This window comes from Bartonella sp. A1379B (genome assembly GCF_002022485.1).
Classification (GTDB): Bacteria; Pseudomonadota; Alphaproteobacteria; order Rhizobiales; family Rhizobiaceae; genus Bartonella; species Bartonella rochalimae.
The window spans coordinates 798,450-816,509 of the sequence record NZ_CP019780.1; the positions used below are offsets into that span (position 1 = coordinate 798,450).

The 18,060-nt window shown below is 34.6% G+C and carries 9 protein-coding genes and 1 tRNA gene; 5 read left to right on the top strand and 5 right to left on the bottom strand.

The window, feature by feature from the left end:
* Positions 1-474: 474 nt before the first annotated feature.
* From BA1379B_RS03430 to pgsA, 4 genes are all read left to right on the top strand, one after another.
* Positions 475-550: transfer RNA gene (locus BA1379B_RS03430), tRNA-Lys, on the top strand.
* A gap of 416 nt (positions 551-966) precedes the next feature.
* On the top strand, positions 967-1,812 hold the full coding sequence (locus BA1379B_RS03435) for a 23S rRNA (adenine(2030)-N(6))-methyltransferase RlmJ (protein WP_078673823.1): 846 nt from the start codon (positions 967-969) through the stop codon (positions 1,810-1,812).
* 193 nt (positions 1,813-2,005) lie between these two features.
* Positions 2,006-3,949, top strand: coding sequence for an excinuclease ABC subunit UvrC (gene uvrC / locus BA1379B_RS03440; protein WP_078673824.1), 1,944 nt, complete (start codon positions 2,006-2,008; stop codon positions 3,947-3,949).
* A 71-nt stretch (positions 3,950-4,020) separates the two neighbouring features.
* Positions 4,021-4,602 carry a CDP-diacylglycerol--glycerol-3-phosphate 3-phosphatidyltransferase gene (gene pgsA / locus BA1379B_RS03445; protein WP_035007290.1) on the top strand — a complete coding sequence of 194 codons (582 nt, stop codon included), beginning with the start codon at positions 4,021-4,023 and terminating at the stop codon, positions 4,600-4,602.
* Positions 4,603-4,852: 250 nt separating this feature from the next.
* Here the strand turns inward: pgsA and ndk are convergent, their stop codons facing one another.
* The gene (gene ndk / locus BA1379B_RS03450; RefSeq protein WP_035007287.1) at positions 4,853-5,275 is read right to left on the bottom strand and encodes a nucleoside-diphosphate kinase; all 423 of its coding nucleotides are present in this window, start codon (positions 5,273-5,275) and stop codon (positions 4,853-4,855) included.
* A gap of 246 nt (positions 5,276-5,521) precedes the next feature.
* Between ndk and BA1379B_RS03455 the strand changes: the two genes are divergently transcribed.
* Entirely contained in the window at positions 5,522-7,402 is a 1,881-nt protein-coding gene (locus BA1379B_RS03455; protein WP_194284890.1) for an ABC-F family ATP-binding cassette domain-containing protein, read from the top strand.
* A gap of 109 nt (positions 7,403-7,511) precedes the next feature.
* Here BA1379B_RS03455 and BA1379B_RS03460 read toward each other — a convergent pair whose 3' ends face one another.
* The 4 genes from BA1379B_RS03460 to BA1379B_RS03475 form a co-directional block, all read right to left on the bottom strand.
* Positions 7,512-9,437 (bottom strand): autotransporter outer membrane beta-barrel domain-containing protein, encoded by a 1,926-nt coding sequence (locus tag BA1379B_RS03460; protein ID WP_078692386.1) that lies wholly within the window; start codon positions 9,435-9,437, stop codon positions 7,512-7,514.
* A gap of 87 nt (positions 9,438-9,524) precedes the next feature.
* Entirely contained in the window at positions 9,525-12,308 is a 2,784-nt protein-coding gene (gene bafA, locus BA1379B_RS03465) for a BafA family autotransporter (RefSeq protein ID WP_194284891.1), read from the bottom strand.
* A gap of 453 nt (positions 12,309-12,761) precedes the next feature.
* Positions 12,762-15,155: a BafA family autotransporter gene (gene bafA, locus BA1379B_RS03470; RefSeq protein WP_078692388.1), complete on the bottom strand. Its 2,394-nt coding sequence runs from the start codon at positions 15,153-15,155 to the stop codon at positions 12,762-12,764.
* Positions 15,156-15,888: 733 nt separating this feature from the next.
* A complete protein-coding gene (locus tag BA1379B_RS03475; protein WP_078692389.1) occupies positions 15,889-17,787 on the bottom strand; it encodes a BID domain-containing T4SS effector in 1,899 nt (632 codons plus the stop codon).
* Positions 17,788-18,060: the final 273 nt, after the last annotated feature.

The window sequence follows — 18,060 nt, forward strand, 5'->3', positions numbered from 1 at the left end:
TTAAAAAGATCTTGAAAATTAAAAAGCTTAAATACATGTTGCTGATGAAAAAAATCATAAATTTTCATCCGCATAAGTCATCAATAATGTTGAATACAAATAAACTACATGGGAAAATAAGTAGCTAAGTATATTCAAAGCAGTGCTTAAACTCTTATGATCGTTGAGAAAATATAACAATAACCCACACCACTTGTTACTACAAGAAGGCTCTCCTGAATCTTGCCCGGGCATTACGCTCGACAACCCTCCAATTATCGTTCTATATTGAGTAGAACATCTATTTATAGAATACCTTAATTAATAGGTTTATTTTTATAGAATATCAAGAGGAGAAGAATATTTTTTAACTTATAGCGTAACTATAAGCTCTCTTTATTTCATAGAAATAGATCAAAAACAACAAGGCTATCTAGACATCCTCTTTTTAGAGGATTATAGAGGGTTATTCATTTTTACCTCTTTTAAAATTGTGGGTGATTAGCTCAGATGGTAGAGCAGCTGACTCTTAATCAGCGGGTCGTGGGTTCAATTCCCTCATCACCCACCAATAAAGATAATTTATTAATAAAAAAACATAAATAAAATTATAAAAATATACTGCCATTAGATTTAAGTATCTTTTCTGCTCACAATTGATTTACTTTAAATTCAGTGTACTCTTAAATCTAAAAAGTACTTTACCATTTATCTCTACAAAATATCCTGATATTAGAAGGACATATTTAACTTACTCGAAAATATCAATAGTCCTCAAAATTTTTATCACTCTGAAAATTTTACTTTTACATTAAAGATTATAAAAATTTCACAATAAAATCCTAAATGCTGTTAAAACTTTAATAATCTTCATAGATTTCAAGGATTTAAATTTTTCTAAATCTTAAATCTTTTACTGGTATAAAAGTCATTATTTACGTTAAAAAGAAGTTTGGTAAACAATCAGATATATGATAAAGTTTGCTAATGAATTATCGGCATATTTATCATGCTGGCAATTTTGCTGATGTCTTTAAACACATTATTGTCACACGTATCATAGAATATCTTAAGCGCAAAGAAAAAGCCTTTCGCGTCATAGATACGCATGCGGGTATTGGACTCTATGATCTTTCTTCTGTAGAAGCACATAAAACAGGAGAATGGCGTGAAGGCATCGGACGACTTCTATCGATTCCCATCCCCCAAGACTTAAAAGAGCTTCTTGCCCCATGGTATGATGTTATTTTTGCAATCAATAAAGGAACTAAAGAAATTGCATTCTATCCTGGATCACCTATTCTTATTCGCCAACTATTGCGTAAAAAAGATCGATTAACTGCAATTGAATTACACCGTGAAGATTACCAAATTTTAGCCAGCCACTTTTCTGGTGATTACCAAACAAAAATTCTGCACTTAAATGGTTGGCTTTCTTTAAATTCCCATCTACCACCAAAAGAAAAGCGTGGACTTATTTTCATTGATCCCTGTTTTGAACAACCAGGAGAATTTTCCCGCTTCATTGAAGGAATAGTGAAAGCATATCGACGTTTTTCTGGAGGAGTATATGCTTTATGGTACCCTGTTAAATATAATAAAGAAATTAAACTTTTTCTTCATGCACTTCATAAAACAGAAATTCCAAAAATTTTACAGCTCGAGATGCATATTGGGAAAAGCGTATCCCCACCTAAAATGAATGGTAGTGGCATGATTCTTATTAATCCTCCTTATCTTCTTGAAGACGAAATAAAAAAAATCGCTCCTTTCCTTATCAATCATCTTGGAAGAGATGAGCATGCACATATTATACAAAAATGGCTTTCATAGAACGCACCTATTCTTTAGTATTTTTAATAAAAATACACACTAAAAATTATCAATTCCGATACCATAAATAGAAAAAACAGCAATTCATAAACAAAGCGCTTGACTAGAAACAATCATTTCATATCTCACAAATATAAAATAGTTTCAGGTAAATTAATGAGCTTAGAAAAGCATATACTCCGCTATACAAAAAATGAAGAAAAATTCCCTTTTTCATCTTGATATTATATGGCATGATGCTCATAAAAAAAATGAGAATAATCAATTTAAAGGTGTTGCACTCATCCAATATTTTGTCAAAAATCTCCCTCATAAACCAGGGGTTTATCGGATGCTCAATGAAAATGGTGATATTCTCTATATTGGCAAAGCACGAAACCTCAAAAAACGTGTTTCACATTATACCCGTGAACATGGACACAATAACCGTATTACACGTATGATTCGTGAAACAAATCATATGGAATTTGTCGTTACCCATACAGAAACAGAAGCACTCCTTTTAGAAGCTAATTTAATTAAAAGATTACAACCACGTTTTAATGTTTTACTGCGTGATGACAAAACTTTACCTTATATCATTATCACGGACGATCACCGAGCACCTGCACTATATAAACACCGTGGTGCCCGAACACGAAAAGCTCATTATTTTGGTCCTTTTGCTTCTTCGGAAGCGGTTACGCAAACAATCAATGTTCTACAACGCGCCTTTTTATTACGAACCTGCACTGATTCAGTTCTTGAAAACTGTACACGGCCTTGTTTGCTTTATCAAATTAAACGCTGCTCAGCTCCTTGTACACATGAAATTAGCAGTAGTGATTATTTACAACTTGTCAAAAAAGCAAAAGCTTTTCTTTCAGGAAAAAGTCAATCAGTTAAAAATGATATGGTTCAAGCTATGCATAAAGCTGCAGAAAATCTTGATTTTGAGCGTGCTATAACCTATCGTGACCGCTTATCAGCTCTTTCTCACATACAAAGCCATCAAAGTATTAATCCTCAAACTGTAAAAGAAGCAGATGTTTTTGCAATTGCACAACAAGAAGGAATGACTTGTATTCAAGTATTTTTTTTCCGTATGGGGCAAAATTGGGGAAATCGTTCCTATTTTCCAAAAGCAGATCCCTCTTTTTCCAGCTCCGAAATTCTAGCAAGTTTTCTTATACAGTTTTATGATAATAAGCCAATTCCAAAGCTTATTCTTTTATCTAATACAATTGACGAAGAAATACTCCTCACTGAAGCATTAAGCCTGAAAGCAAACCACAAAATATCTCTATCTTTACCAAAACAAGGAGAACGCAAAGCTCTCGTGAATCATGCTTACACAAATGCCTATGAAGCACTCCAACGCAAGCTTTCTGAAACATCAGCACATAAAAAATTCCTTTGTAATATCGTTAAAACATTTCAACTATCCCATACTCCACGCCGTATAGAAGTCTATGATAACTCACATCTTATGGGAACTAATGCAGTTGGCGTAATGATTGTTGTTGACCAAACAGGTTTTGTCAAAAATCAATATCGTAAATTCAATATTTGCTCGACCGATATCAAACCTGGTAATGATCTTGGTATGATGAAAGAAGTAATTGAAAGAAGATTTTTACGCCTTCTTAAAACATATGGTTTACCTAACAAAAATAAAAATATTGGCTATGAAGATTCTTATCCTCTATGGCCTGATCTTATCTTAATTGATGGAGGGCAAGGACAAATAAATATTACTAATACAGTATTATCTGAATTAGGTTTAGATGATTTTATCACAGTAATTGGCATAGCTAAAGGTCCTGACCGGAAAGCTGGTCTAGAACGTTTTTTTATGAAAGGAAAGCAACCTTTTACACTTCCCCCACATGATCCTATTCTTTATTTTCTACAACGCCTACGCGATGAAGCACACCGTTTCGCAATTGGAACTCATAAAGCAAAACGAAAAAAAGAAACATTCAAAAATCCACTTGATGAAATTGAAAACATAGGCCCTACGAGAAAGCGTGCTTTGCTTAACTATTTCGGAAGCTCTAAAGCAGTTTCCAGAGCATCTATTGAAGACTTAACAAAAGTTACAGGCATTTCTAAAGAAATTGCGTACAAAATTCATAATTATTTTAATAAAAAATAAGGCTTGTTTCATAAGCTTTGCCTTGTTACTTTTATACAATATTTTATACTCTAAAAACTGAAAATTGCTCTATGAAAAATCATACTTTTTCTTTTCCTAATATTCTAACTTATGCACGAATCATTGCTGTACCATTGGTTGTAGCGTGCTTTTTCTTAGAAGGTCGCCTACAATCAAGTGATATTGCTCGTTGGATTGCTGTTTCTATTTTTATTATTGCATCTATTACTGACTTTTTGGATGGCTATCTTGCTCGTATTTGGCAACAAACCTCTAATATTGGCCGCATGTTGGATCCAATTGCAGATAAACTTCTCGTCTCTGCCTGCCTACTCTTACTTGCTGCAGAAAGTACTATCGCCGGCTGGTCACTTTGGGCAGCGATTATTATTCTTTGCCGAGAAATTCTTGTCTCTGGACTACGTGAATATTTAGCTGAGTTAAAAGTGAGTGTTCCCGTCTCTCGTTTTGCAAAATGGAAAACTTTTGTACAAATGATAGCTATTATATTACTCTTAGCAGGTCCGGCTGGTAATAAAATAATTCCTTACACAACAGAATTCGGCATTACTATGCTATGGATTGCAGCTCTGCTTACATTATGGACAGGATGGGATTATTTCTGCGCCGGTTTGAAACATGTTATCACATAAAAAAAATAAACGGCGAGATTACAATACATGAATAAAGGCTCATTATCCTAAATAATAAGACATTTACCATTGCTTAAGCTGATACAGAGAACATTTGGAAAATAATGCAAATATATAATTAAAATCTAATAGACTAGAAAAATACCTTTTTAGACATAGCCATACCAACATGTTCTTTTGAAAGTAATAATTTTACTCGAAAAGTCCCTCAATATATTTCGGGACTTTTCATTTGCTAAATAGTCTTTTGTTAACCAACAATTTCAATGTCAGAAAACCAATAAGCTATCTCCATTTTCGCAGACTCAGCACTATCTGAACCATGAACAGAATTTTCACCAATCGATAAAGCATGCACTTTACGAATTGTTCCTTCCTGCGCATCAATAGGATTTGTGGCTCCCATAATTTCACGATTTTTAATGATTGCATTTTCTCCTTCTAAAACCTGCACAACAGTTGGACCAGAAGACATAAATGTTACCAACTCTTCAAAAAATGGACGCCCTTTATGGATTGCATAAAATCCCTCTGCTTGCTGTCGACTCATCCACACGCGCTTAGATGCGATAATATGCAATCCGCCATCTTCAAGCATTTTTGTAATTGCCCCCGTCAAATTACGGCGCGTTGCATCTGGTTTAATCATCGATAAAGTGCGTTCTACAGCCATTTGGTTATCTACCTTTCTTTCATTTAAAAACTATCTTCACTTCTCTATAACAAGTAAAGAACTTTCTACCAAGTAACGGTAAGAAAATCTGTATTAATTTTCAATTATATAATTCTTTTTGAGATCGTAACCTTCATATAATAAAAATATTAGTAGTAATTTATCCTAATAACCATATCATCATTTTTCCTTCAAAAATTGAATAAATGAGCTTATTAGAAAATCATGTAAAGGAAACTTTTCACTATGTTGGTCTTGAATGATATCACAATCCGAATGGCTGGATACCTTTTGATTGATCGCGCTAATATTGCAATCCCTTCTGGCTCAAAAACTGGATTTGTTGGGAATAATGGAACTGGTAAATCAACTCTTTTTCGTGTTATTATAGGTGATATTTCTCCTGAGAATGGTGAAGTTCTCATACCACAAAAAGCGCGCATTGGTTTAGTTTCCCAGGAAGCACCAATAACCGAGCAATCCTTGCTCGAAACTGTTTTAGATGCAGACAAAGAACTTATTAATCTCCTCCGTGAATCAAAAACAGCAACTGACCCAATACACATTGCTAACATTCATACACGTTTAAGTGATATTAACGCTCATTCGGCAAAAGCACGCGCTAGTAAAATTCTTTCTGGTCTAGGATTTGATCCTCATACACAACAAAAACCTCTATCCTCTTTTTCTGGTGGATGGCGCATGCGCATTGCATTGGCAGCTGTACTTTTTACTGAACCTGATCTTTTACTCCTCGATGAGCCAACAAACTATCTTGATATTGAAGGGACTTTATGGCTCATCGAATATATACACCAATATCCTCATACAACTATTCTCACTAGCCATGATCGCGACTTCTTAAATAAGACTGTTAACTCTATCATGCATCTTGAAAATAATAAGCTTACCTTCTGGCGTGGTAATTATGATCAATTTAAACAACAAAAAGCGGAAACTATTAGATTACAACAAAAAGAACAGGCAAAACAAGAAGCACAAAAAAAACATATGGAGGATTTTATTAACCGTTTTCGTGCAAAAGCAAGTAAATCGCGACAAGCACAATCACGTCTTAAAGCACTAGAAAAACTTAAACTAATCACACCTTGGGAAACAAGATATAGTCAATCTTTCACTTTTCCGATAGCTGATAGACCTGTAGCCTCCCCTATTATTGCATTATCAAATATAAATATTGGTTATGAAAAAGGGAAACCTATTCTTAAAGAACTAAATTTGAGAATTGATAATGATGACCGTATCGCTCTTTTAGGTTCAAATGGAAACGGTAAATCAACTCTTGCCAAATTACTCGCAGGCCGTCTTCAACCAGAACAAGGAACAATAACACTCGCCCCCCATCTAAAAATTGCCTTTTTTACACAACATCAATTAGATGATCTTATACCAGAGCAAAATGCAATAGAACATATGCGCTATCTAATGCCAGAACAGTCAGAAACCAAAATACGCTCTACATTAGCACAGATGGGACTATTAACAGAAAAAATGATGGTAAAAGTTAAAGAGCTTTCAGGAGGTGAAAAAGTACGCTTACTTATGGGACTTATCGTTTTCAAAAGTCCCCATCTTCTTATCCTCGATGAACCTACCAATCATCTTGATATTGATAGTCGTGAAGAACTAATCCATGCACTCAATAATTTTAATGGAGCAGTTATCCTCATTTCTCATGATCGTTACCTTATTGAAGCAACAATGGATCAATTTTGGCTTGTAAAAAATAAAACTGTTCTACCTTATAAAGGTGATATCAACACTTACCGCATAGAAGTTCTTGGCCTCTCCCCCAAAAAAGAAACAAACACTTCTCCTAAAAAAGAACATTTTCTTTCTAAAAATGAACAAAGAAAAATCAATGCGCAAAAACGCTCTCTTCTTGCACCACTACGCAAACAAATCGCTGAAACTGAAGCAGTGATAAATTCTCTTCAAAAACAAATTAAACAACTCGATGAAGAATTAATTCCTGCTTCTTCGCATCATCAGTTCTCTGAAAAAGCAAAAGAACGTGCTAAAGCAGTAAAAAAACTAGAAGAATCTGAAGCACTCTGGTTTGCCTTATCTAATCAATATGAAACAAAAAATCATACAAAAACATAGCTCTCCTACCATTAGCTTTCTTGCTTGACGGAATAATAGCTCTTCATAGAAAAGATCTTTAAAACTTCTCACACAATAGAGGCTATAATCAACAAAACAGAGCGAGCTCTTAAAAACTATAGCGTAACCCTACAATACCTTGAAGGGACTGTTCTACCTTATGCCCTTTGAGATACTGAGTTTCAGCATAAAGCGATAAGTTATCACCAATAAGGCTATGCAAACCAATTCCTAATTTTCCTGCATCTCTCGATAAATCAGTGATAAATTTATGCTGATTATTAATTGTCGTATGATTCCTATCTATATATTCACGTAACCAAGCCGTTGTTATATAAGTCATTAAGTGAGCGTCATCATTCAAATTAAACTTATGACCAACAGATAATCCAGCTTCACTGCGCAATGAAGTAGAACTATTCACATTACCAACCATCTGATTAGAAAGCTTTACTTCCTTACCCGAAACACGGACTCCTGTTAGTTGAGTATAAGGCTGTATCCAGGTATCTGGTGCTACATTAAAATAATACCCTGCTTCAAATGAAGTCCCTATTGCCCATTGGTTATAATCACCTTGAACACCCAAACCATTTGTCGAAATAGCCTTTAAATTATTTGTGTAATAATTATATTTTAAAACGCTATCTAAATACCACCCTTGATTATCAAAATAAGTCGCATAAGCCCCGGCACTATAAGTGTCCATATTACTGACACCGCCTCGTGCATGGGCAATACGCGCTTGATCATAACTTCCAAAACCACCAATGTAAAAATCCCCTTTCATCAGTTCTTGCAGCCAATCAACACCTAATATGATACCTGTCTGATCAAGTCTAAAATGCGTATGACCTGTAGCCAAACGATCGCGACCCTTGATCCCATACGTCCAGAAAGCCGTATTCTTCTTGTTCCTGCCTAAAATACCTCTTCCAACACGCAAACTTTGCAACTCATTATTAAAAACAAGTTCAGGAGCTACTGCCAAAGATAACACTGCATCTGCCGATGGTGTCGTAGACGGAGTTGGTGTTGGCTTATCAAAATGATCTGCTGCTAAATACCAAATCTTGCTAGCATCATCTTGTCTTTGCTTTAAGGCATACATATAAGTGCCACCGTCAACAGCATTAATCTTTACACCAGAAAGATCCACTAAAGTAAAATGAGAGCCTGCACTTTTATCAGTAACCAAATCACGGTGCTGTGAAAGAGGATTGGTAATTTCAGCACCTGAATCAGCTACGCTTATCATGTGATGACCATCACCACTTTCAATAAAAAGATAATCACCGCGATCCTCTGCAATAGTGGTATTAAATCTAAAATGTAAACTTCCTAATTCACCAGAAAGCTTCTCAATATAAAGATGAGAATAACGGGGTTGAGCTTGATCAGGAATAAAACTAACAGTTCCCTGACCACTTAATTTCTTAATCAAAGCGCTATCTTCATCACGTGCACTAATAACAAATAATTCTGTCTCTTTTCCTTTTAAAATAAAGTTTTCTATTGTAGAGCGATGCTCTTTATCTCCAGCATAAAGAAGAAACTTTCCAAAATCATTAATTGTCGTATCTCCTTCTAATGTTGCACCCGCATATGCCCATGAACTCGCACGATCATTAACAGTTAGACCATATACATAACCATCCTTATATATTTCTTGAACAGCATTATCATTTAAAGTAACAGTAATAGCTGTACCTTCTGCAGAAACGCGCTGTCTTCCATCCCTAAAAACTTCAGTATTTACTGCAGTCCCCCCCTCTTCTTGATTACTTTTTGCATAAAGATTTTGTATGCCTCCTTCCATCACTTTCGCATTCCATACCACCTCGCTTCCAGATACATTCTGTTCTTCTCTTATATAACCTTGACCATAAGGAAAAGTTTTTAAATCATTTGAAGATGTAGATAGCAATACCGGTACAGGTGCTTTCACTTTTGTATCGATATTAGAATTAGATGAAACAGCTTGTACAAGAGAAATATCTATGACTAGCATCGTAGAAATTAATTTATAGCGCATTATTCAAACTCTACTCTTAAAAGTTGGCGAATTCAGTAGCCTCAATCACCATAAAACATACCAAAAATCGAGACTGAGACTATTTTTTTAAAAACTGTAACGCAATCCTAAAACACCTTGAAGTGATTGCTTTGTCTTCTTCCCCCTGAGATAATGAGCTTCAACATAAAAATTCAAATTCTCATTAATAAAACTATTCAAACCAATACCAAGTTTGCCAGAATTACCAGATAAATCAGTCTTAAATTTATGCTGTTTATTAATTATTGTGTGATTATTATCTATATATTCACGTAACCAAGCAGTCTTTATATAAGTCATCATTTGAGTGGATGTACCTGAACTCAATTCATGCCCTATAGACATCCCAATTTCGCTACGCAACGAAGCGTATGGACTAATATCACCTGTCATTTCATTAGAAAGTTTTACTTCCTTATCCCCAACCTGCAACCAAATTAACTGACCATAAGGTTGAACCCAAGTATCTTCCACTAACTTCACATAGCGTCCCGCTTCAAATGAAGCACCTATCGCCTTCTGATTATAATCACCTTTGATATTTATACCGTTCGTTGATATGGCGTGAAGATTATTTTGATAATGATTATATTTTAAAACGCTATCTAAATACCAATCACGATCACCAAAATAAGTCACATAAGCCCCAACGCTATAAGTATTTACACGACTAATACCACCCCGAGCATGAACAATATCTGATTGGTCATAACTGCCAAAACCACCAATATAAAGCTGCCCATTCATTAGATCGCTTAACCAATCAATTCCTAGCATTATACCAGTTTGATCTAACTTAAAATTCGTATGACCTGTAGAAAGATGTTCTTTACTCTTGATCCCATATGTCCATAAAGAAGTGTTTTTTTTATTTCTTCCTATCAAACCCCTTCCAGCACGCAAACTTTGTAACTCATTGTTAAAAATAAGCTCGGGAGCTACCGCCAAAGATAATAACACATCTGTCGATGGTGTCGTAGACAGAGCAGATGTAGATATCGGATCTAATATTGGCAACTGTTCCTCTATTGGCAACTGTTCTTCATTATCTTGATTAATCACTTGATTAATCAATTGTGTGGACTCTTGTTCTCCTAGATCTTCTAAATCTTCTAGATCTTCTAGATCTTCTAAATTAATATCTTCTTCTAGAGGCAAATGACCTGAGTAAGCTGGAATCTCTTTATTAACATCAATCTGTTGTCCCGATGTATATGGAATCACTTCAAAATCAGGAATTTGTGATTGCTCTGAATTCAAGACTGGAGAACCACTCAGCACTGGATAACCATCCACATTAACATCAATCTGTTGTCCCGATGTATATGGAATCACTTCAAAAACAGGAATTTGTAATTGCTCTGAATTCAAGACTGGAAAACCACTCAGCACTGGAACTGGATGCACTGGATAACCATCCACACCACTATCATGAGACTGTAAGACACGTTTTCGACTTTTTGGTTCAGCGCTTTGATCGTTCTTATATAAAATGGCTGACCGAGGAGGACGAGATCGAGGCTCTGAAGATTTAGGAGAATTTTTGTGACTTTTTGATTTACCATTATCCGCTTTACCATTAGAAGTAGATGATAAATCTAAATTTGGTTTTTGAATTAAACGTTTAGAAGGAGCATTTATATGACGAGGTTGGCCAGTATCTGCAGACAAAGCCCAAACCTTCCAATTTCCACCTTTGCTCCTCTGTTGCAAAGTATACATATAAGTTCCGCCATCAACTGCATTAATTGTTTTACCGGCCTTATTTGCTAAAGTGAAACTCGCTCCCCCATTTTGACTTTTATCGGTAACTAAATTAATCTCAGCAACACGAGCATGCTTTTGCGAAAAAGAATCTGCAATTTCACGACCAGAATCAGCAACACTTATTGTATGGCTACCTGAGCTATTTTCAATTAATATATAATCACTTCCCTCCCCAACATCACTAATATTAAAATTGAAATGTAAATTCCCTGAAAGTTTCCTAACATTAAGTTTAGAATGACGTTTATCATATTCAACAGAGGAAAAACCTACTGTTCCACCATTCCCACCTAAATCTTCAATCATAACCTCAGAACTACGACTGCCATTCTGCATACCAATAGAAAACAATCTTTCAGGACTTCGCCCTTCGATAGTAATATCTTCTTTTGTAATATGACCTCTATCATCACCAGCATAAAGATAAAGACGCCCTTGACCATTAATTTTTGTTGCCCCTGTCAAACTTGTACCAACATATACCCATGATTGCGCTTGATCTTGAATCGTTAAATCCTTCACTGTCCCACCAGAATATACGACTTGAAGAGCTTGATCCTTCAAGGTAACTCCTGAAGCTTCACCTCCCGCTAAAACAAATTGTCTACCATTCGAAGAAACTTCAATACCTGATGCGTAACCACCTTTTCCTGTCTTTCCTTTATAAAGATATTGTATGCCACCTCCCATGATTTTTGTATTCCATGCTTCCCCACCATCATATAGATTTTGTTGCCCGACACTTCCATTTATACCAGAAACCGAAGATTCATATGCACTACTTCGCTTACTCACTATACCCAAAAGTCTATTGCTTTCTTCAAAAACAAACTGCAAACCACCCTTAACTTGAGTGTTCATTGCAGTGGCTCCACGCGTAATGACCTGTTTTCCACCTTTACCAACAATGGCATTCATTGAGGTTCCATTATTTTCAACAATCTCAACACCGCCCTCTTCAATTTTGGTATTCATACTGATACCCTGAGTAACAATTGAAGAGTTTTTCAATACCTTTCCCTGTGTAAGAATAGAGGAAAAAGCTTTTATTACTTCACTTAAGTCCAAAGATTCATCAGACATCTCCTGCATTTTCTCCCGCGCGCTTACACTTTGTATGAAAAAAGTACTGACCATTAATACTGAAAAACTTAATTTATAATATTGCACGATCTACACTCCATCACTGAAAGCTAGATTAACGTCTCCCGACTATCAAATAGCTCATTCTATTATATCATAATGTGTTTTATATATATCATAATGTGTTTTATATTACAACATAATAATATCTCACAAAGCGCAATGATCATAAATAATGTTGGATTATCAGAATAATAGAAAGAAAAATATATGCAAATTATGTATTTCACAAAACAATCAAAATGAATTTAATAAACAAAACTGATCTTGCATATTAGAATACAAAAATATCTCAATATCTGTATCTTCTCAAAAAGAGTTTTCTGATCATTAATATCTGGCTTGTAAAAAATACAATTCCAAAATGATCAGAAAACAAAACAGAGCGAGCTCTTAAAAACTATAGCGTAACCCTACAATACCTTGAAGGGACTGTTCCACCTTATGCCCTTTGAGATACTGAGTTTCAGCATAAAGCGATAAGTTATCACCAATAAGGCTATGCAAACCAATTCCTAATTTTCCTGCATCTCTCGATAAATCAGTGATAAATTTATGCTGATTATTAATTATCGTATGATTCCTATCTATATATTCACGTAACCAAGCCGTTGTTATATAAGTCATTAAGTGAGCGTCATCATTCAAATTAAACTTATGACCAACAGATAATCCAGCTTCACTGCGCAATGAAGTAGAACTATTCACATTACCAACCATCTGATTAGAAAGCTTTACTTCCTTACCCGAAACACGGACTCCTGTTAGTTGAGTATAAGGCTGTATCCAGGTATCTGGTGCTACATTAAAATAATACCCTGCTTCAAATGAAGTCCCTATTGCCCATTGGTTATAATCACCTTGAACACCCAAACCATTTGTCGAAATAGCCTTTAAATTATTTGTGTAATAATTATATTTTAAAACGCTATCTAAATACCACCCTTGATTATCAAAATAAGTCGCATAAGCCCCGGCACTATAAGTGTCCATATTACTGACACCGCCTCGTGCATGGGTAATACGCGCTTGATCATAACTTCCAAAACCACCAATGTAAAAATCCCCTTTCATCAGTTCTTGCAGCCAATCAACACCTAATATGATACCTGTCTGATCAAGTCTAAAATGCGTATGACCTGTAGCCAAACGATCGCGACCCTTGATCCCATACGTCCAGAAAGCCGTATTCTTCTTGTTCCTGCCTAAAATACCTCTTCCAACACGCAAACTTTGCAACTCATTATTAAAAACAAGTTCAGGAGCTACTGCCAAAGATAACACTGCATCTGTCGATGGTGTCGTAGACGGAGTTGGTGTTGGCAACAGATCTAAATCTGGATTTGGATCTGGAGCCGGATCTGGAGGAGTTGGCTTATCAAAATGATCTGCTGCTAAATACCAAATCTTGCTAGCATCATCTTGTCTTTGCTTTAAGGCATACATATAAGTGCCACCGTCAACAGCATTAATCTTTACACCAGAAAGATCCACTAAAGTAAAATGAGAGCCTGCACTTTTATCAGTAACCAAATCACGGTGCTGTGAAAGAGGATTGGTAATTTCAGCACCTGAATCAGCTACGCTTATCATGTGATGACCATCACCACTTTCAATAAAAAGATAATCACCGCGATCCTCTGCAATAGTGGTATTAAATCTAAAATGTAAACTTCCTAATTCACCAGAAAGCTTCTCAATATAAAGATGAGAATAACGGGGTTGAGCTTGATCAGGAATAAAACTAACAGTTCCCTGACCACTTAATTTCTTAATCAAAGCGCTATCTTCATCACGTGCACTAATAACAAATAATTCTGTCTCTTTTCCTTTTAAAATAAAGTTTTCTATTGTAGAGCGATGCTCTTTATCTCCAGCATAAAGAAGAAACTTTCCAAAATCATTAATTGTCGTATCTCCTTCTAATGTTGCACCCGCATATGCCCATGAACTCGCACGATCATTAACAGTTAGACCATATACATAACCATCCTTATATATTTCTTGAACAGCATTATCATTTAAAGTAACAGTAATAGCTGTACCTTCTGCAGAAACGCGCTGTCTTCCATTCCTAAAAATTTCAGTATTTACTGCAGTCCCCCCCTCTTCTTGATTACTTTTTGCATAAAGATTTTGTATGCCTCCTTCCATCACTTTTGTATTCCACACCACACCACCTTCATATACATTCTGTTCTCCTAGTATATCACCTTGACCATGAATAATAGTACCGTCAGCAAAACTCTCTGTTATTTTTCCTCCAACATCACCTTTCCCATAAACAAACTGTTTACCACCATAAATTTTCGTTCCCTCTGTTTTTCCCCCATACTTAACCTGTTGTTGTCCATTTGTGTAAATAACAGCATTTCTTGAAAAACCTTGTTTACCCTTGAAAGTTACAACAGTTTCAACACCACCACTTTCAATTTTAGTACCTTCACTCAAACCACCTCCATAAACATAAAGCTTTCCAGAATTTCTAATTATGTTATTGATTGACTTACCTGGATTATCTTGCTGGCCAACATTTCCAACATAGATTTCATTATTATTCTCTATTACGAAATTTTTTAAAATTGCTCCATCTTCAATAATAGTGATGTCACGTTTTCTAATGATCTCAGTTTTTTTTTCTTTCTCATTATCATACTGATCATAAACAACACTCCCCCTATAACTGCCATCCAATCTTTGCATTTCATTCTTATCTGCATTTGCAACTCCCACAAAAGAGCTACTGATTATAAACACCCAATAACCTAACTTCCATTTGTATTGCATAACTACATCCTTACTATTCCGTCTTGAACAAACTACTGAGAAGTAAATAGCTCTGCAAAAGTACATTTCAACCATAACCCATCAAAATTTACCAAAAATGTAAAGTGTACAAACCTTTAATAGCTTGTATTTTAAAATACAAAACGATCCCATTAACACTCTATAAAAAGCATCTTTCAACAAGCATATATTTTTATTGCTTTATCTTTTTAGGAAACATTTTCCAGAGTTAAACAATATAAATTTGATGTTTTTTAAACATCAAAACATCAAATTATTCATTCTTGTCATTCTTGTCATTAAGTAAAAAACATATTGTACATAAAAACACGCTATGCTGCATTCATAGTGCAATATAATTAATGTAGATAACTTTAAAAGAAGACTTTTACGAGTATTATTAAGTAAAATCGATCCGATACAAATAAATCAATATGCGACAATACAATACATGAATAAACTCACTGTAAATCAATACAGAATATGCTAACTAGAACTAAATTACATCCTGTTAATATATGTGTCTGTAAAATTTATGACAACTGCTAATTTTTATATAATTAACTATTTCAATCAGTAAAATAGACGTGTACCCATCCACCTATTCACTGCACTCATTCGCAAAAAATTCTTCTGCTTTAGCTAAAATGAATTGAAACTTTTTAAAAAACAGAGGATCTGTTTTTTAATACTCTCCACACATAAAAATGAAGATGCAACAACTTCTTACAATTTAATTGGCTTGCACTATAGCTGTATTTTCCGAAAGATTAACGGAGAAAGTTTTTTGAACATCCAAATACAATTTTTCAATCGGTTGAACGATTGTTATAATTTGCTTTGCTTTACTCTCTGATACCCCCAAACTTTCAGCAAGCTCTGCATAATTATTATCATCAAGTGCTTTATACTCATTCAATGAAAGACGACACATGATTCCATGCATAAAATCAAAACATTCCTGACGTAATGAAGGAGAAACCTCAAGCATTTCTTTTCGCGTGTCTTCTGGCAAATTTAAAATATCTTGCATTTCCTTACTGGGCATTTTTACAGATCTACTTGAAATACTACTTTGTATTTTTTGTTGTTCTAAAATTCCATCTCTAGCCGATATTACAATATCTGCATACCGAACAATTGCATCACTAAGTTCAGCACAAGACGCTTCAGCTTCTTTTCGCTTTAAATCCTTCATACCTAACACCGCAAAACCTGCAAGGCGAGAAATAGATTGAGGAGATTCCATAAACTTTTCTGCAAACTGTTTTGCAAACTGTCTTGTAAGCGCTTTATCAAAACATGAAAATTTATCAATTAATTCGATATCTTTTTTAAAGATTGCCGAATTATTATAAACAAGTTTTGAATAATACTCAACATCTTTCCAGCTTCTTTGAACAGAGAAATCTTTTTTAACTTTCTCAGCAATTTCTTCTCTTGTCAAAGGAACACATACTCTTTTTGGAATGAGAACATCTTCAAAAACCTTAGGTATTACAGCTTTAAAAGCAACTGTATCACCTAATTTTAAGGCTTGTAATTCTTCTGGCATAAAACAATCTTTGTGGCACACGACGCAGCGATCTGGTATTTCGACTAGAACCGAATTTGAACTACGGCCTCTATAAATACCGTTATAAACCACATCTTTACGAGCAGCTACAATAATCTGTTTTTCTACACCTTTATACTTGTTATTGCTAACAAACTCTTTTAGCATACACACTTTGTTTGGATCAGAAATATCTTCAAACAAATGCTCCATAGGAGTTAAAGCATCTATATCACCTTCTAATGTTTCCGAAGCATGGCTAACAAATTTCATGCGCTCTTCTGTTACAACCGAAAAATCGAGTTTATAACCAACAGCGTTAGCAAGTTGTTCAAAAAACACCTTTTGCGTACATTCATTCCCCCCTACAAAAGGACATACATAATTAAGAAAAGAAAACATTCTTGCTACATTATGAGCAAATTCTTCAGATGATAAACCTCTTAGATTATTCTTCTCAAAAAGAATGTTATCAATTTTTTGCAAACTTTCCTGAATTTCCTCACTATCTTGAATTTCATCATTATTTATAGAGCTCAATTCTCCCATTAATGACAACTTAGCATTTATTCTACTATCAGAAAATTCAAGCTCGTCACGAGTCTTTCCAGCCCAATCAAAAATATTCCCGAATAAGCTCTTATGAAGACGTTTTAGATAAGAAGTGTCAAATTGTTCTGGTACCTTTTCATAAGACAAATTAACAATTGCTTTTGCGACATCGTGTGCAATTTTGTCACGAAGAGCAACTGTATCTGTTATTCCACATTTATTTACCAGAATTCCATATTTATTTATCAGCTTTTTTTCAGAATAGCTTGAATGTTCCTTTTGTGCCTTTACTTTAATGAGTTTTTTCATAGAATTATCCAACTGAGTATTAAGCTGCTGTAGTGAATAATCCCCGTTCACATATTCTTCTAAAATACCTAAAGTTTTAGAGTTAAAAGTATATCCCTCAATCATATGCGCACTAATCACTGAATTTACTACTTCACGACGCTTTTGTATTAGGCACTGAGGTATAGCATAATCCGTCTCATAATTTGAAATTATCTTTTTTTTGCTCTTGAACATTAATGAATCCTTGTTAGGTAAATTTTTCTTCTTTCTTTTTAAAATTACTATTAACTCTCTTCACATCGCACCTAGAACATAAAAAACATCTTGATTATACTTCTAATACTGCATACGTTCGAAGTAAATCATCAAAAAAATTTTTGACTAGTACTAAATAATTAAATATGAATTCTCAAATTTTTTAAAATACTTTAAGACTAGTGATTACAATTCATACTAAATTTTATACATTTTGATTTTTTAATCAAAATTAAAAACATAATCAAGTCA